This window comes from Streptomyces sp. NPDC059906, from assembly GCF_042730645.1.
Classification (GTDB): Bacteria; Actinomycetota; Actinomycetes; order Streptomycetales; family Streptomycetaceae; genus Streptomyces; species Streptomyces rubrogriseus.
Genome location: NZ_JBHWKU010000007.1, coordinates 238,799 through 255,865 on the forward strand (window position 1 = coordinate 238,799; position 17,067 = coordinate 255,865).

13 protein-coding genes and 2 pseudogenes are annotated in these 17,067 nt (G+C 69.3%); 4 read left to right on the forward strand and 11 right to left on the reverse strand.

The features are described from left to right. Positions 1-18 precede the first annotated feature (18 nt). The 5 genes from ACFV9J_RS14550 to ACFV9J_RS14570 all read right to left on the reverse strand — a co-directional run bounded on the left by ACFV9J_RS14550 (position 19) and on the right by ACFV9J_RS14570 (position 4,842). Positions 19-528 carry a hypothetical protein gene (locus tag ACFV9J_RS14550; protein WP_385353994.1) on the reverse strand — a complete coding sequence of 170 codons (510 nt, stop codon included), beginning with the start codon at positions 526-528 and terminating at the stop codon, positions 19-21. After that, complete coding sequence (locus ACFV9J_RS14555; RefSeq protein WP_385353996.1) at positions 525-2,003, reverse strand: replication initiator; 1,479 nt, start codon at positions 2,001-2,003, stop codon at positions 525-527. Before ACFV9J_RS14555 ends, ACFV9J_RS14550 begins: the two co-directional genes overlap by 4 nt. Positions 2,004-2,158: 155 nt before the next feature. Then, on the reverse strand, positions 2,159-2,899 hold the full coding sequence (locus ACFV9J_RS14560; RefSeq protein ID WP_385353998.1) for a DUF2637 domain-containing protein: 741 nt from the start codon (positions 2,897-2,899) through the stop codon (positions 2,159-2,161). Positions 2,900-2,943: 44 nt separating this feature from the next. Further along, entirely contained in the window at positions 2,944-4,362 is a 1,419-nt protein-coding gene (locus ACFV9J_RS14565) for a cell division protein FtsK (protein ID WP_385354000.1), read from the reverse strand. A gap of 123 nt (positions 4,363-4,485) precedes the next feature. Then, positions 4,486-4,842 (reverse strand): hypothetical protein, encoded by a 357-nt coding sequence (locus tag ACFV9J_RS14570; protein WP_385354002.1) that lies wholly within the window; start codon positions 4,840-4,842, stop codon positions 4,486-4,488. Positions 4,843-5,013: 171 nt separating this feature from the next. Between ACFV9J_RS14570 and ACFV9J_RS14575 the strand changes: the two genes are divergently transcribed. Next, positions 5,014-5,508: a GntR family transcriptional regulator gene (locus ACFV9J_RS14575; protein ID WP_385354004.1), complete on the forward strand. Its 495-nt coding sequence runs from the start codon at positions 5,014-5,016 to the stop codon at positions 5,506-5,508. Between the two features lie 1,211 nt (positions 5,509-6,719). Here ACFV9J_RS14575 and ACFV9J_RS14580 read toward each other — a convergent pair. Further along, a pseudogene (locus tag ACFV9J_RS14580) lies at positions 6,720-6,893 on the reverse strand (transposase family protein); the annotation flags it as partial. Between the two features lie 519 nt (positions 6,894-7,412). Here ACFV9J_RS14580 and ACFV9J_RS14585 point away from each other — a divergent pair. The 3 genes from ACFV9J_RS14585 (at position 7,413) to ACFV9J_RS14595 (ending at position 9,850) form a co-directional block, all read left to right on the forward strand. Further along, positions 7,413-7,751: a hypothetical protein gene (locus ACFV9J_RS14585; protein WP_385354006.1), complete on the forward strand. Its 339-nt coding sequence runs from the start codon at positions 7,413-7,415 to the stop codon at positions 7,749-7,751. A gap of 108 nt (positions 7,752-7,859) precedes the next feature. After that, positions 7,860-8,606: an ATP-binding cassette domain-containing protein gene (locus ACFV9J_RS14590; RefSeq protein ID WP_376298382.1), complete on the forward strand. Its 747-nt coding sequence runs from the start codon at positions 7,860-7,862 to the stop codon at positions 8,604-8,606. Further along, positions 8,603-9,850 (forward strand): hypothetical protein, encoded by a 1,248-nt coding sequence (locus tag ACFV9J_RS14595; protein WP_385354008.1) that lies wholly within the window; start codon positions 8,603-8,605, stop codon positions 9,848-9,850. Before ACFV9J_RS14590 ends, ACFV9J_RS14595 begins: the two co-directional genes overlap by 4 nt. A gap of 684 nt (positions 9,851-10,534) precedes the next feature. Here the strand turns inward: ACFV9J_RS14595 and ACFV9J_RS14600 are convergent. The 5 genes and pseudogenes from ACFV9J_RS14600 to ACFV9J_RS14620 form a co-directional block, all read right to left on the reverse strand. Beyond that, positions 10,535-10,745 (reverse strand): annotated as a pseudogene (locus ACFV9J_RS14600) (helix-turn-helix domain-containing protein); the annotation flags it as partial. A 1,059-nt stretch (positions 10,746-11,804) separates the two neighbouring features. Beyond that, the gene (locus ACFV9J_RS14605) at positions 11,805-12,245 is read right to left on the reverse strand and encodes a hypothetical protein (RefSeq protein WP_385354010.1); all 441 of its coding nucleotides are present in this window, start codon (positions 12,243-12,245) and stop codon (positions 11,805-11,807) included. A gap of 55 nt (positions 12,246-12,300) precedes the next feature. Next, positions 12,301-13,533, reverse strand: a complete 1,233-nt coding sequence (locus ACFV9J_RS14610; protein WP_385354012.1) for a helix-turn-helix domain-containing protein — start codon at positions 13,531-13,533, stop codon at positions 12,301-12,303. A gap of 320 nt (positions 13,534-13,853) precedes the next feature. Then, entirely contained in the window at positions 13,854-14,021 is a 168-nt protein-coding gene (locus ACFV9J_RS14615; RefSeq protein ID WP_385354014.1) for a hypothetical protein, read from the reverse strand. 389 nt (positions 14,022-14,410) lie between these two features. After that, entirely contained in the window at positions 14,411-17,029 is a 2,619-nt protein-coding gene (locus ACFV9J_RS14620; protein ID WP_385354016.1) for a helicase-associated domain-containing protein, read from the reverse strand. Positions 17,030-17,067 lie beyond the last annotated feature (38 nt).

A 17,067-nucleotide genomic window follows, 5' to 3' on the forward strand; every position in this document is an offset into this window, starting at 1 on the left:
CGCAGTTTGTGTCTCAGGTCAGGCGGCGTGCTGGTCGGGTTTGTGCCAAGGGCCGATGACCTTGATTGAGGGGCGGCAATACGACAGCGTCGCACCGCCGCGAGTGGTGAACTCGACTGTTTCTGCGAAGAGTTCGCAGAGGGCGTCCCCGTCCGTCTCGGACAGTGCCGTCCTCAGCGTAGGGACGGATTCTGCCAGGTCCCATGAGGGGGAACTGAGGCGGAAGCCGCCGAGAGCGTGTGCGTCGGCGAGGCGGAACGAGAGGCGAGTATTGGGCTGAGGTTCATAGCCGGGCGCGGCTGTCAGCAGGCCGGCCTTGACGGATTCGGGGCCGGAGATGACGACCCGCATGGAGGCTGATCGGGGCAGCACTTCGAAGTGGTCGGCTTCGTGGCTGTCGTGGGACGGCGATTGCATGCCGAAGAGCTGCCCGATGACCGTGGCGACTTCCTCAGTCCCAGTGGAGACACGCCAGGAGCCTTGGCCACAGTGGAAGCGCCCGACGAAGGTCGTCTTGCGGTTGGTCATGAGAGATCCCCCTCCAGCTTGAGGCGTTGGGTGTGGGCTGTGTCGTGGCGGACCTGGGCTGCTAGGAACTCCTCACCGGGGCTGTAGCCGCTGCTGAGGTAGGTCCAGGAGGAGGCGGTGACGAGGGTGGTTTCGTCGGTGGTGGGGTGGCCGGCGCGTTCGCGGGCGGCTTCTGCCTGGGCGAGGCGCCAGGCGCGGCGTACGTCGCGGAGGGCGCCGAGGGTGGTGGAGTAGGCGCGGGATTTGCTGGAGAAGTGGCCGCGGAAGCCGAGCATGTGAGCCCACTTCCAGAGCTTGAGGTGGGTGAACTCCGGCAGGTGGCCGAGGTCCCAGGCGGTACGGATCATTTGCCGTACGTGCTGCTGGATGGGCAGGGCCTTGATGGGTTCGGTCTGTCCGGTGCCGTCGCAGTGGGTGCACCGGTCGTGGAAGTGGTCGGGGCCGCGTACGTAGCCGCGTCCGGCGCAGGGGCGGCACATCAGGGTGCGGTCGACGGTGCCCGCGCCTTCGGCGTTCTTGGTGGCGTACTTGGCGACGTATCCGGCGACCTTGGCGTCTGTGTACTCGGCAACGCGGGCATCGGTGAGTTCGCCATCGCCGAGGGCGGTGATGGGGTCGACCTTGAATCGCCGGCCCCAGGCGATGACGCGTTCGCCGATGGCGTCGGACTCGATGGTGAGCCGGGCGCGCTCGACGGCCAGGCCCACGGCGGTGCTCAGGGCGTCGAGGGTGGCCCAGGGCGGGGGCGGGGTGGTGTGGCCGTCGGGTCCGTCGAAGCGGATCACGGCGTGGAAGTGGACCAGGCCGCGCTTTTGGTACTCGGCGACCTTGGCGAAGGAGATGCGCAGGGCGGCGTTGAGTGCCTTCTGTGTCATGCCGAGGTGTTCGGCCAGGGCGCGGCGCATGTAGGTGGTGAAGCGTGCCCAGAGCTGTCCGGCGTGGGCGTTCCAGAGCACGGCGCCGGTGTAGTCGTAGGTGGCCGGGTTGAGCGGGGTGCCGAGTTCGGGTGCGTCTTCGGTGTGGGTGTCGCCGCAGGCACAGGGCCGGGGCCTGCCCGTGTTGGTGGTGGGGCGGTTGTGGACTGGGCCGAAGGAGGGGGCGGTGAGGGTGACGAAGGCGCGGGGGCGGTCGCGGACGGTTTCGGAGACGTTCTTGCCGCCGGACAGTCCGGCCTTGATGAGGTGGTAGGTGTCGGCGGCGTATACGCGGGAGCAGGCGGGGCAGCGGGAGGAGCGGCGGTTGCCGCAGGTGGTGAGCAGGCGCCCGGAGGGTTCGTCTTCGGAGCGGTAGGAGCGGACCACTTCTTTGGTGGTCTGGTCGGTGGTGGTGGTCCAGCCGTGGAGGTTGACCGGGGTGGTGCAGCCGCGCAGTTCGCGGAGCTGCTGTTGTACGCGGTCGAAGTCGTGGGTGTTGGCCAGGTGGATCAGGTCCCGCAGGCCGGGGCTGATGACGTGGCGCAGGTCGAGGGGGCGCATGGGTGGCGGGGTCTCCCGTCTGGCGTGAGGGTGGGGCTTGCGGGCAGCAGTCGGTTGCTGGCGAAGGCGTCCGGTTGCTGCCCGCAGGCATGACGAGTCGGCCCGGGGCGTGGGCGAGGGTGGGAGGTGCCGGGTCGGCGGCGCAGGGTGCGGCGCTACAGGGCGGCGTGCAGGGCGGTGGCCATGGGCAGGCCGATGCCGAGGCGCCTCTTGAGCTGGGCCGCTGTGATGGGTTCGCCGTGCTCGGTGTGATGGGTAGCGGCGATGGAGCGCGCTTCGGTGAGCAGCGGCTCAGGGACCTTGACCGCAGGCGCAGCCACGGCGGCCACAGGCGGGGCGGAGGCCGGGGCGGGGAGCGGAGCGACCGGGGCCGTGACCGGTTCGGGTGTGACGGGCGGTGCAGGCGCCAGGCTCGGTTGGGGCTCGTCGGCGACCGGGGCGGGCTGTTGTGCCGGTTCGGTGTCCGCAGAGGGGGCCGGGGTGGTGTCGTCGGCGGTGACGGCGTGGAAGGAGCGCAGGAGCTGTGGGCCGACCGTGCCCCAGCCGAGGAGGAGCAGGGGTGCGACGGCGTCGACGGCGGCGCGGCCGTAGTGGCCGGCGGCGAGGGGTTCGGCGATGTTGAGGGCCAGGGTGAGAAGGCCGGAGATGTGCATGAGGCGGGTGGCCGCCTTCATCTGCTTGGGCGGGACGCCGCGCAGGGACAGGTAGCGCAGGGCGACCAGGAGGCCGACCACGGACAGGTCGACCATGGGGGCGATCAGGGGTGCGATGGGTGCGGGGACGCCCAGGCGCAGGGCGAGCGCCCAGACGTTGCCGAAGGAGAAGACGAAGGCCAGCAGGGCGATGACGACCATGACCACGGTGACGGTGCGTTGAGTGATCCGGTCCTCTGACATGGGGGTTCACCTCCTTTCAGGTGTGGCGGGTCAGTGGCCGTTGGTCATGCGGCCAGGGGCGTCATGGAGTCGTCGTCCGGGTCGGTCTTGGTGAGGTCGAGGCCGGGGAGCTGGCGGGTGAGGAGGTCGGCCGGGTCGGCGGTGAGGTGGGCGGTGCGGGCGGCGATGTGGGCGGAGTCGTCTTCGGTGACGTAGGGGGTGCGCAGGCGGGTGAATCCTTTCTGCCCGTTGGTCTTCATGACCGCGACGCCGACGTAGGCGGGTTCCTGCAGCAGGGTCGGGCTGGCGTCGGGCCAGTCGCGGATGTCGTCGCCGAGGGCGGCCACGGCGGCGTCCGTGGTCTTCTGCGCGAAGGAGAGGCCGACGGGGCACACGTCGCGGATGAAGGTGGGGATCGCGTCGCCCGTGGACTTCTGCGTGGCGAGGATGACGAGGATGCCCACGGAACGGCCCATCTTCACCAGCTCCTCCACCAGCCGGGCGTTCTGCGAGGCCAGCGCGGCGAGCTGCTTGGTTTCCTTGTCGGAGCCCTTGTGGTCGCGGAAGTAGGTGTGTGCCTCATCGATGATCAGGACCACCCAGGGCCAGGCCGCGGAGGGGCCGCCGTGCCACATGTCCTTGCGGCGGAGCACAGTTTTGATCGAGGTGGAGCGGGCGCGGCGCAGCCGTACGAGCCTGCGGAACAGGGCGTTGGCTTCCCTCAGGTCGGCTCCGGCGAAGGCGAACAGGCGGTCCATGAGGTCGGCGTAGTCGCCTTCGTGGGCGGCCATCACCTTGCCGTCCGCCACCGCGATCTGCACCGCCGGGGAGGGTGCGCAGTCGCAGATGAAGCGGTTGATGAGTGAGGTCTTGCCGAAGCCGGGCAGGCCGGCCACGGTGACGCCGGGGACTTCCGCCAAGTCGACACTGACCGCCTGGGCGTACTCGTCCACCCCCAGGTGCCAGGTCGCCAGCTTGTCCGGCACCTTGCCGGTAGGGGTGTGGGAGGTCTCGGTGATCAGCGGATCCACCCGCACTCCGCGGATGAGGACGTGGCCGGGCTTGTCCTGGGAGACGGACACCCGCGTGCACCGCCAGGCGTCCGCGATGTAGGGGGCGGCGTTCTGGAACTCCTCCAGGCCCACCTTGGGCAGGCATCCGGCCCGCACGACCACGCCGAACTGGTCGGGCTTCACCCTGAGAGTTGGCGTCAGCGTCCGGGGCTTGGGCGGCTTGCCGTCCGTGGTGGCAAGCGAGGCCATCGAGGTCGGGGTCTTGTCCGTCACGGACAGGCCCGCCATGGCGGCGAACCGCTTCCAACCCCAGCGCACCCGCACGGCCTGCCGGATGCTGTCCCGCAACATCGAGTCGGCCAGCAGGTAGCGGACCAGCCACACCAGCCCCCACACCACGAGGGCGGCCAGGCCCACCCCAGCCAGGACCGGGAGGTATCCCAGGCCCTCATTCACGTCGTTCAGGGTCACGTCTCTGCCTTCCTTCACTTCCGGATTGCGTTCGGGTGGTGCGGGTGGGTGCTGTGCTCCCGCACCGCCGCGACGTGCTCATGTCGTCGCGGCGGTGCGGGAAGGAGGGTGTTGCGGTGCCCCTCACGCCGCTTCGGTGTCGGCGGTGGGGGTGGCCAGGGTGAGGCGGTCGGCGCGGTAGGCGATGCCGTCCGAGAGCGAGCCGTTGAAGATCCGGGCCCACGGGGTGGCGAACAGCTCCACCGGCATCACCGGCAGGCCCGGCTTGAGGCCGTTGGGCAGACCAGTCTCCGGAACGGTGACCTTCAGCGCCTCGGCGCGGTCCTCCTCCATGAAGAAGAGGGTGATCGTGTAGAGCTTCGCGCCGGTCTCGCGATCGGTCGCGAACTGGGTCTTCTCGGCGTCCGCGTACTTCGGGACCGGCGGGGTGCCGACCATGAACGCGGCGGTCGGGAGCAGACCAACACGGATACGGGCCATGGGTGTTACGTCCTTTCGGTAGGTGCCCCGCCGGGTGGCGGGGCGTGATCAATAGAACCTCGCCCACCTAGCAATGTCAAGCGAACGAAGCTGGCTAGGTGGCCAAGGTTAGGGGTGTGCGCTTGTCGGAGGGGTGTGCTAGGGCTGCTAGATCTCGCTACCCTGATAGCTATGACGCCTGCCAGTTCGCCGAAGCACGACCGCCGGCCGCCCTATCAGCACGCAGCCGACGAGCTTCGGCGCGAGATCAAGGCGGGCCGGTACAAGCCGGGTGACCAGCTCCCTCCCTACCGGGAGCTGCAAGAGCGCTTCGGGGTGGCCAACATGACCGCCCGCGCGGCCCTGAACGTCCTTCGCGATGAAGGGCTGATCTACACCATCCAGGGCCGGGGCAGCTTCGTCGCCGACTACGAGGGCAAGGGGGGTGTCGACTACACCCCGCCCGCTTGGTACTTGGCCAACAGGGGCGAGCCCAGTGGTGACGAGGCGGGCAACCTCACCATCGGGAAGGGGAAGCCCGGCAGCCCCGAGGCTTCCGAGCGCACCCTTGCCGACGTGCTCACCGCGTTGCGCGACGAAATTCGAGCGCTCAGCGCGGAGCATCAGGAACTACGCCGGGAAGTCGAGGCGCTGAAGAAGGATCAGCAGCCAGGCCCGCGTTCCTGAGCCTGGCAACCTCCTGCCGCATCTGCCTTGTCTCACGGCTGAGCCTTGCCACCATGGCGGTCATTTCCTGAATCAGCGCGGACGCCTCCGCCGCCTCCCGGCTGTGAATGCTGACCAGCGTCCCTTCTGCCCTGTCTATCTGCTCGGCCATGTCTCCCCGTTCGCTGCCGTGCCGTCGTTCGTTGTCCCGTTCAGCCAACCGACGAGGGCTTGCCTGAAGGCGTGCCCAGCGGTCATCCAACGCCGGATGAGGGCTTGCCCGTCCTGGTCGGCGAGCCGCCTTTGCGGCGGTTGAGTCAGGTCTACCGGCCGAACCGGACAGGTAGACGACGCGCAGCCTTGTGCTCCCGCCGGACGGGAAGGAAAGCGAAGGAACCTTTCCTCCCGGCCCGTGCTGCGGAACGCAGAAGCAGCTTCCCTGAGGTCCGCGGACAAAGCGAACCAAGCATCCCGAGCCCGCCGCCCCCTTGGTGGAGATCTCCCGGCAATCCGACCCATCTTTCGTACCCGTCAAAGCGCACCTCCCTTCGTTCGCCGAGGACCACCAATGGTCCGGAGAATCGCCGGTTTGGGTAACCGGCGATCGTCGGCTATGTTCGTCCGCCCCGTTTCGAGCGACGCCCGTAGAGGTTGGTTTTTCAGGTCGCGTGTGACACCGACTCCGTGTGACCCCCATCACTTCCTCACCTCTCCTGTGGGTCTCGCCCTGATCGGCGAAGGCGCCTTCCTCGCAGCGGCCGGCGCCACGTGCCTTCACTTGCTACGGGTCGAAAATCGAGGCTTGGTGTGACACTGCCCGCCGCCGTCCCTATGTGACCTCAGTCACAACTCGGCAGGTGTCCAGCCGCTGTCGTTCCACCTCCCCCGTGGGTCATCGGGTCGCCGTGGGTCGTCAACTTCGCCGGAGTCGACCGCCCACTACTCATCCCAAGTCGAATTTCGGGCCCAGATGTGACGCTCGCAGCCGTGGCTTTCATGTGGCGTGTATCACATATCTTGTGGCTTTCCGAATCAGCTCATCACTCAGCCCCGACCGCGAACCCGACCACGCAAGGCCGGCCAAGGTCACGGACGCGTAACGAACGCACCGGCTTTTCCATAGGCCCAACCTTGGACCGGCCTGCCTGTGGATAAAATCCGCCGACCACGAGAACGAATGGGCATCAATACGCTCATAAAGCTCCGGTGGGCGTTGTAGCAATGAGCGTCTTCAGCAGGCCGGTGACGGAGGTGACGTAGGCGTGGGCGGTGCCGACGGATACGCCGAAGCCGGCCGCGATGCGGGCGAGGGTGTCGTGGCGGCGCAGGTACACGAGTGTGACGAGCGCATGCCGGTGCGGCGGGAGCTTGCGCCGCCGGTCACTCTCGCGGGTGACGATGAGCATCGTGACCCACTCGGCCAGAGGGTGAGGCAGGTCGAGTACGGCAGGCTACGGAACCAAAGGACTGCTGTGCTGCTGAGTTAGGACGTCGAATGCCTCTCTCAACGGCACGGGAGCCCTGTCCGTTGCGCACACCCACCGCATGACCCCGGCGTCACTCGATCTGTGGCCAGGTTGAAAAGGCTCAATGATCACGGATCTCGTGACGGCTCTGTCATCCGCCCCGACTTGCGGCATCCTCACGCCATTTGGGCGATCCCGGGAACTTGCGCAAGCCCTGAAGATCGGGGCCGATAGCATCGAGAACCTGCCAACGTGGACCCGGAATAGGCCAGTCCAGCGGGCAGAGAGAGAGAATGCTTGACGCACTCACACAAAGTGGCCCAAGATCCACCCCAGCCTGCGCTTGGCACGTCCATGCCTAAGGAAGTGTCTCGGGCAGGTGGGGAAACTGCCCATTCAGGGAGGGGAAAGGTCATGAGAATGCCGATCTCCATTCATGCAAGACGAAGGGGATTACGCATGCGCAACAACTCCACGAGCCTGAGAGCTCGCGCGGCATCAACTGCCGCGGTGCTTCTGGTTGCCATGGGCGCATCGGCGGTAGCTGTGCCCAACGCTTCGGCGTACACGGACAGCAACAAGGTCCACAACTGCTGGGGTCGCTACTACAACACTGACTTCGACCAGATCTGCGGCAGCGGTGGAGCCCGTGCGACGGGGAACTACAAAACCACCGCTCCTTGCGATTTCGAGGGGGACAACTCGCTGACGGTGTACCGCAACAGGGGGAACGGCACGTCTTATGACGGGCCGGACTGCACCTTTGACGTAGAGACTGGTCAGACCTACTACTTCTGACCGAATTACCTGCTCGGGCGCACCACCCAAAGGACCCTCCCGTCCGCATTGCAGCTGCGGACGGGAGGGTCGCCCGTCGATGATATACAGCAACTGCCGAAGGACCATATGTACGTACAATTGTTCGCCTTGCGCCAAGGGTATCGGGCACGAGTCATCCTGGAAGATCTGAATCTGACGCTCGCACCCGGCGTGACCGGCCTCCTCGGGCCGAACGGCGCGGGCAAAACGACTCTTATGCGGACCCTGGCCACCGTACTGCCACCCGCCGGCGGCACCATCGAACTCGACGGCACCGCCATCACCAGTGAGCGAACGGCCCGGCAGGCACGGCGGCACATCGGCTATCTGCCACAGAAGTTCGGCTGGGACGCGGGGATGAGGGTCCGGGACTTCGTCGAGTACGGAGCATGGTTGAGAGAGGTACCGGGAGCCCGTCGGCGCGAGGCGGTCGAGAAGGCACTGCTCCAGGTAGATCTGTTGGAACGCCGCGATGAGCGCATGTCCCGGCTCTCCGGCGGCATGCGTCAACGCGCGGGTATCGCCTGGGCCATCGTCGGCAATCCGGGTCTGGTCCTCCTGGACGAGCCGACGGTGGGGCTCGATCCGCGCCAGCGCCTTCAGTTTCGCCGCATCCTGTCCGAACTCACGGACACCACTGTCCTCTTGAGTACCCATCTCATCGACGATGTGGCGGCCGCCTGCGACCGAGTGATCGTGCTGCACAGTGGCCGTGTCCTCTTCGACGGCGGCGCAGCCGAGATGGAGGCGCTCGGCCGAGATGGCTTCCCTGGCGCGACTCAGATCGAGCGCGCCTACATGGAGCTCCTTCCCGAAGAGGAGCGCCATCTGTGAGCACGTACTGGCTGCATCTGCGTTGCACCCCGCTTCGTTGGCTCCTTCCCGCACTCCTCGTCCTGGACGTGGCACTCATCCTCACTCGTGATGACTTCTGGCACGGACTGTGGGGAGACACCGGAGCTGTAGCGCAGGGGCCAGCGCTGTACTTGGGCATCTTCGCGGCCGGAGCCGCCGCTTGGAGCGCTGCCTTGCATGACCGACCCGAGGTGGTCGAACCGCTGCGCGCCATGCCCCGGTCGGCCCCACGTGCCGAGTTGCCGCGGTTGATCACGTTGCTGGTTGTCGTGCTCGCGCCATACATCGTTGGGCAAGTCATCGCTTTCACCATCACGGCACGTACGTGGCCACCTGGATTCACCCAGTATCTCGGGTACGCGCTGCTCGGTGCCGCCTCGCTCGTGCTTGCGACCGGCTGGGGTTGGTTGCTCGGACGGCTTCTCCCGGGCCGATGGGGCCCGCTTGCGGGGGCGTTCACTTGGATTATCGCCAACCTCGCGGTCAAGACTGACCTGATCGTAGTGAACGGCCCAGCGCGTGAGCAGCCCGACCTGCCCCTCATCGTGTTGCGACTCATCGCGGCGGTCGTTCTGCTGGGCGCGTGTCTGTGGCTCCCCCTGGGGCGCCAGTCGGTTCGGCGTGCCTCACTGCCCGCCGGCGCGGTGTTGCTTGCGCTCGCTGGCACTGTCTACGCCTCCGGGGTTTCCGTCATCACGACGCGCTCCGGCCCGGAATCCATGGTCTGCGTGGAGGGATCACCCGCGATCTGCCTGTGGCCGGAGGAGGAGAAGTACCGCGCCATGGCAGAGCAGATCCTGGCACGCACCGAAGGGCTGCCTCAGGAGCTGGTCAGACCGGAGAAGGTGTACTCCTACGGCTTGGTCCGGAAAGAGGGCCAATGGCTCGGCGACTTCGACATGGACAGCGGATCCGAGTGGGCCATGGCCGACGGCGTGGCCCGCATGATGAGCGAGAAGACTTTCGCCGCTTGCGAGAACAACAACTTCGCCGGCTGGGACGAATACGCTCGTTCCGGCGACCAGTCAGTCCTCGCCTTGGAACGCTGGCTTGAGAAGCGGCTCGCAGGAGGCGGGACGCCTGCATACACCGAGAGCGGTGTACCCGGACCGGAGGCGGCAGCAATAGAGAAGGGCAAAGCCATGGCTGACAAGCCAGCCGCTGAGCAAGAACAGTGGGCACGCCACACCATCCGGTTCGTCCTGGAGACCTACTGTGACTGACACGGCCGACACCGGCCGTCCAGCTCGCCCGGGCGAGCGGTACCGCCCAGGACGGCATTTCACGCCCTCCTGCGGCGTTCGGCACCCGGCAGCCGTACTGCTTGCCGTGCTCTTGGTCGGCATCGCGGTCGCATGGCTGGGGCACGAACCCAGCCCGCTCCCCACCGCGGCGGGCGACGGGTCCTCGTCAACCCCTAGCTGGCGGATGCTCGCCATGTTCGTCGGTGTGCTGCCGCTGCTGTCACTCCACAGTCCCATGGCAGAACTGGAAGACTGCGCGACAAACCGTTTCCACCGAGGCCGGGCAGTGCGGCTAACTGGGCTATGGCTAGTGAGCATGGTCCTCTTCCTCTCCGTCAGTGCGGTGGAAATCGAGGGCCGGATCCTTGAGGTCATGGCCGTGGCGCTGCCTGGGTGGACCGGACTTGGCCTGGTCAGCGGGCGCCTCCTGGGCTGGCGGCAGTCCTGGGGGCTGCCCGCCGTGGTCCTCTGCGCCCTCACGTACTGGGGGGCCGGAGGTGTGGATGACACACACCTCTGGTGGGACTTCACCGTCCAGCCCGCCCGTGCGCACCCCACTGGTCTGGCCGTAAGCCTTGCTCTCCTCGCACTGGGTCTAGGCGTCTACGCGATCACACCTTGGCGCTTGAGGACGCTGCTCAAGTGGCCTACGCGCGATGCGGTCAGGACCCGGTAGACCGTCGCCCTGGACGGCACCCGTGTGATGCCCCTGAGTTCCACTCGTGCAGCAGCCGGCGCGGTCCCCAGCCCGGATGCCGACGCCGCAACTCACACACCAGAGCCTCCACCTCCGGCGCTGTCCGGTGCGGACACGAGTCCGGCCGGTGCGACCGGTCCGCCAGCCCCGGCAGACCGACTGCTCGTACTTGCGCATGCCCCAGGGCGACGGAGCTGTTCAGAGTTTCTTTACTGGATCAAGGCGGCCCGCCTACGGCGGTCCGCGCGCGCTGGCGGCCAGGGGCCGCCGCCGCTCCATGTCTCCGCCACCGCTGCACCGGCCCCCACCCACTCAGCGCGCAGCACAGCCAGGGCGGAGAGCCCGACCACGAAGCAACCCGACCAGACCGACCACCAGGACCAGCCGACCCCGTCCACAGCAGGCCAGGCCACCCAACCGGCCCACGCTTCGCAGCCGACGAAGGCCAAAGGCTCATGAACGCCGATAGCGCCGGCATCCACGTCGATCACGGTCAAGCCAGCATGGAGCCCAAGGCCGTGACGTTGAGAAGTAGCGTGGTCGGGGTCGGTCCGGGGTTGCTGGAAACACACGTGACGGGTACCTGTTAGGCGAGCCCGCCGCCGTGGCTGACTTTCAGTGGTGAGCGTCAGGACTGGGATGCAGCCGACCGATCTGCGATTGCGTGGTAGACCCGCCCCCGCGCCGGGGGGAACCGGAAGAGACGCGGGGGCGGGAGTCAACGGTTTAGGCGATGCCCGCAGGGACGTCGGTGACGGCCCGCCCGCACCGAGGCGTGGGGTAGCTCCCCGGCCAGGACAGGATGCTGCGGAAGACGAGGCCGGCGAGTCGGCAGCAGGTACACGCGGAGGCAGTACAGAGCGTCGTAGTCCGCCACGGTGAAAACGAACGCGCGGCCGGCGGCGAGGGCGCGAAGAGCTTGCTCGTACACCGGATCGCTGTCCGCCCACGCCAGTAACTCGACATCAGGGCGCGGGGCTTCCGGACCAGCAAGGAGGAGCGGCGCGTCACGGAGGCCCAGAGCCCCGACGTCGGGGGACAGCAGCCGGGCGAAACGGTGCGCGGACGCTCTCAGCCACCGTGCCGCGAGTCGTGGGGAACGGCCGCGATAGGTGGCGAGCAGGACCTCGCGGGAGCCGCTGAGGTCTTGGGCAGTGGCCTCACACCGGAATGCGACGGGAGGTCGCACGAAGGCACGTGCAGAGGTCGGTGGGGCGAGCATCAGCACGTTCGACCTCACCGCCGTCGATCCTGCGCTGATTCCCTCTCCTGGATCATGCGGCCGAGCTGGTTGTAGTACAGCTCGACCTGCGCAGGAGTGAGGACGAGCATCGACTCGCAGACGCCGCCGTCCTCGTAGTGAACGGTCACCGCCATGGCGGCTTGCTGCGCACGCGGGTCGTACACGGCGTCCCGCTTCACGGGCGTGACGTGCGTGACCGGAACCGGTACCGGGCGCAGGGTGCTTCCGTCGGACCTTGCGCGCCAGTCCACGCCTCCGCCAGGCGGACGGAGCTGGTAAGACGCCGAGCTTTCGCTTGGCAGGGCTACCACGACCCCGATCGTTCCCGCCTTGGCCAGATCGATGGCGAGGTCACCAAGGCGGGGGTGGAAGGGGCTGCCTGCGCTCAAAGGGCTCTGAGAGGTGCGGAGTTGCTGCGAGGTTTGATCGGCCATGCCCCGAAGCTAGGTGGATGCTCGGAGCCCAATATGAATCGCAGGAATACGACCCTCACCCGTCGAGGTGGAAGCGGTCTGACATGCGACGCAGCTTCTCACGAGTGCTCGCCCGCTCCGCGTACACGATGCTGCGCAGGGTTGACCTGGCGATGGGATGGTTCCGGACGAGCTGGGGGGCGATGACCTCTGCCTTCTCCAGTTCCTTCAGCGCCTTGTCGCGGTTCCCGTCCCACAGCCACGCGCGGGCAAGGTCCATGTGGTGGTGCCCCTGACGGGAGTTGGGAAGAGACGCGATCAGCTCCTTGCTCGTGCGCCGGTCTATCGACAGCGCCTCACGTTGCTCATGCATCTCCAGTGCGACGCTGATCGCGTGGATCTGCACGTTGCCAGCCGAGAAAGTGAGACTGTGGCGGTCGTAGATCGGAGGGTCGGCGGCCTCAGCCATCCGCTTGGCCGCGCTCCGGGCGTGCTTGATCCGATCCTTCGCTTCTGCCTTACGACCACCCCGCGCCGCCGAGACTGCCGCGCGCAGTTGCAGTGACCCCCATGCCCGCACGGCCAACGGCTCACCACGGTCGTACTCCCGCTGCACGCTGCGAATCGCCTTGTCAGACAGGGCAACAGAGTCGTCCCAATCCGCGGTGGCCCACATGTCCCACACGCGCATCCAGTCGGCGACGGCAGGCATCACCGGGTCGCCAGACAGCCGCGCGGACCATGCGGCCCGTTCACATGCCATGGCGACCAGTTCCGGGTGTCCAAGGGCGTGCGCGGCGGTGTGCGCGAACTTGCAGCACACCGCGTAGATGGCGTACGCCTCTTCCTGCTCGTGGCCGGTGGCGACTTCGGCCAGGGCGCGCGCCTCGCGGAAGAGGTCGGGGAGCACCTGCACGATTGCCACGTTCGCGGCAGCGTCGCGGAGGCGGTGAAGGCGGGTGGTCTCCTGCCACAGCTGTCCGGCTGGGCGGGGGGTTCCGTCGAAGACGGGAGCGAGGTCGTAACGGCGCAGCTCACGCATGATCGCGGCGGCAGACACCTGCCACTGATTCTCGGCCGGAGCGGTACTGTTGTACGGACGCCCGAGCAGGTCGTTCGGGTGTATGTGCAGCTCCGAGGCGACGAGGTTGAGCAGGCCGACGCGGTCGAGTTCGATGTGCCCGCGTTCCATCTTGGACACCCAGCCCTGTGTCTTACCCAGGGCGGCAGCGAGGTCGGCTTGCGTCATGCCGAGGCGGAGCCGTGCGCGACGTGCGCGACGACCGATCTCTTCGGCTTCTTCCAGCATCAGCGCGCCCCCCTTGGGGTGACGCGCCGGCGGTCCAGCGGGCGGCGAGGCATCGTGCTCCATCCATCAGGGCTTGTCCCCTTGACGGTACCCAGGACGCGGGCCGGGTGTGGAGTGCCCAGGACAGGCAGTGGGAACTAGCGAGGTTTCGCCACTAATCAGCCAGACCGCTCCACAGCTCGGACCCTTCCGTTAGTGTGTGCATCACGTCTGATCGTATGGACGATCAGCGGACCATTCACGGGCGGCACCCTTTCGCGTGCGTACGGCCGGACGACGGCTCGGCCAAACGTCAAGTGTGCCTGATCGCGGGCCCGGGCCTACCGGAGAGCGATGTTGATGTTGTTGATGAGCGGGCCCTCCAGCGCGGCGGCCTTCGGGGCGAGGGCGCCGAACAGCGCCGCGGCGGTGATCAGGGCGGCGACGGAGACGGCGACCGCGGAACGGGCGGCGGAGCGGACGGGGGCGGCGGGGATCTTGTCGGGCACGGCAGACCTTTCGAGGAGGGGACGGCGGGCCGGGCCGGGGGACTGGGGGCCCGGCCCGCCGAGGGATCGCTGAGGCGGACGTCAGAGGGTGAGGCCTCCGCCGAGGTCGATGCCGACCGCGGCGGCCTCCGCGGCGAACGCGGCGACCAGGGTCGCGGTGGAGGCCAGAACGGTGGCGAGACGGCGAACTGCAGTGCGCATCGGGCTCTTCCTTTCGCTTCGGTGCAGGACAACCGGTGGCTGCCCGAGCGCCACCGGCTCGATGCGGTTTATGAAAAAAGCTCCCTCTCAGGTGCGAATCACCCGGCGTGGCGTGCATGGATCACGCCGTACACCCGAAAGAGCGGCACCGTCCGCAAAGACTCCCCGCCGGTCAGCCCGTCAGCCCGTCAGCCCGCGTCGTCCGCCAGCTCCGCCACGCCCGTGACCCGGTGCAGCGGGTAGGTGCGCACCTCGTCCGCCGTGTGGTCGTACGCCGTGACGAAGCCGCCCTCGACCCGGATCGGCGCGATCACGCGCTGGCTGGCGGCGCCCTCGGCGTTCACGTAGCCGATCCACAGCGCCTCGCCGGTCAGGACCGCCGCCTGCATCGTGGCCAGCGTCTCGGCGGCGCCCGTGCGGGGCAGCGGGCCGCCCGGCGTGCCGCCCTCGCCGCCGCCGCCCTCGCCGCCGCTGTCCTCGCCGGCGGGGCCCGGCTTGCGCGGGGCCGTGGAGGCGAGATCACCGGCGCGCACGGCGCGGATCGCCGCGGTCAGGAGCGTGTCGTCGGGCGCCGGCGGACCGTCCGGGACCGGCTCGGGGGCGGCCCGCGGCGGGGTGCGGTGGGAGTCCGCGCGGGCGATCAGCACGTCGCCCGCGGCGGACTCGGCGGCCGGTGCGAACCCGATCGCGCGCAGCCCGTCGAGCAGCGCCGCCGGGTCGGCCTGCGCGGCCAGCACGGTGGGCGCCAGGCGGCGCAGGCCCAGACCGGCGGCCCGCTTGTCGGCGAGGATCTCGTCCAGCGTCGCGTCGTCGTCGCAGCGCACGTACGCCGAGGCCGCGCCCACCCGCAGCCGCCCGTGCCGCCGGGCCACGTCGTCGATCAGGTACGTCAGGGGCTGCGGCACCGGCGTACGGGAGTGCCGGGCGAGGAACGCGTGCAGGTCGGCGGCGCTCTGCCCGGCGTCCAGCGCGCGGCGCACCGAGCCCGGCGTGAACCGGTAGACGGTCGCCCCGCCCTTGGACTCCACGTCCGCGAGCACCCCGAGCACGTCGGCAAGGCCGCGCACCAGCGGCCCCGGCGCCACCGCCGTCAGGTCGGCCTGGAGCAGCACGTGGTCCAGCGGTTCGGGGAAGAGCGGCGCGAGCAGCCGGGCGGCGGTCGCGGTGGCCGCGGCCCGCTCGGCGGAGGTCGGGGGAGCGGTCACCGGGGGCGTGCGGTGATGGTGGACGGGGAGCCTGTCGCCCGGACCCTCGGGTGCCTCCGTGTCCTGCGCCGCCGCCCGACGGGGTGCCTCGGGCGCGCCGATCAGGGCCCGCCCCGGTGCCGCGAGGGCGCCGCGCCCGGTGACACCCAGCAGCTCGGCCTGGGACAGCGTCCACCGGGCGATCCGGCTGCGCAGGTCGTCGTCCCGCACCGCACCGGTCCCGGTCTCCCGCTGCTGCCGCGGGCCGCGCAGCGGACGCTCCCAGCGCAACCGGCCCAGCACCGACTCCTCGACCGGCGAGGCGCCCTCGGGCAGCCCCGCGAGCAGGGCCAGCACCCGGTGCCGCACCTCCGGCGCCGCCGAACGGTCCAGGTTCGGGCCCAGCGCCGAGAGCGTGCGGTCCTTCGCGTCCCGCCCGCCGACCACGCCCGGCGTCCGGGTCGCGGTCAGCCACGTCCCCGCCAGCCGCGCCCAGCGCTCGGCGGGCGGCAGCTCGCGCCACTCGTCGTACGCCGGGGTCGCCGCGTACCGCTCGTCGGCCTCCCCGTCGGAGGCGATCAGACCGGCCCCGTAGGCCAGCTCGACCCAGAACGCGGCGACCGGCTCGGGCACGTCCAGGGCGACGGCGGTCCGCTTCAGGTCGCGCACGCTCAGACCGCCGGCCCGCAGCACCGTCGGACCGCCCTCGTCCCACTCCTTCAGCAGCTCGTCGACGGTCGCCAGCGCCGCCAGCGCCTGGCCGGCCGCGGTGGCGTCCACAACCTGTGGACGGTGCGTGGCGGCCGCCTCCACCGGCGGCGGCACCGGCTCGGGCGCACGGTGCGCCCGGCCCGCGCGCAGGTGCAGGGCGACCTCGCGGGGCAGCACGACCGTGCCGGGCGCCGTCGGCAGCAGCAGACCGCGGTCGAGGAGCGCGCGCAGGTGTGCCGCGGGGTCGTGGGTGACCTGGCCGTACGGCGGCCCCCACACCAGCCGGTCCAGCACCTGCCGGGACTCCCCGGGCAGTTCGGCGAGGAGCGCGGCCATCCGCCGCCGGTCGGCGAACAGGCCGCCGAGCGCGGACACGGCGGAGACCGCGTCGTGGGTCGAGGGCAGGCCGACGGCGGCGAGGATGTCCTGGATCCGGCCCGGGGACATGCCCGCCGTCGCCTCCCGAACGGTCGGCCCGAGGCCGGTCGGGGACGGATGCTGCGGGGAGGGCGCGAGCAGCTCACGGGCGGTGCGCACCAGCCGCAGCCGGTCGTCGGCGCCCCACACCAGCGCCTGTTCGCGCAGCAGGGCGGCGGCCCGGGGCAGCGCGGCGGCGACCGCCGGGTCCTGCTCGTCGCCGCCCATCAGGGCGAGCAGCTCGCCGTAGGACGCCGGGTCCGGAGCCACGGCCAGCGCCTCGGCCGTCTGCAGCGCGAACCGGTCAAGACGCTCCAGCGCCCGCACGACGGAGGCGCGGGTACCGGCGCGGGTGGCGAGCTGGGTGAGGTCGGTCGGCACGGGGGTGATGAGGTCGGGGCGGCTGCGCAGGAGGGCGGCCAGCGAGACGTCGTCCCGGACGCGGAGCGCCTCCGCGAGGGACCGGGGGGCCGCGGACTTCTCCTCGGTGCTCATCCGGTCCACGTTAGCGGGTGGGTCGGACGGCGGGGGTG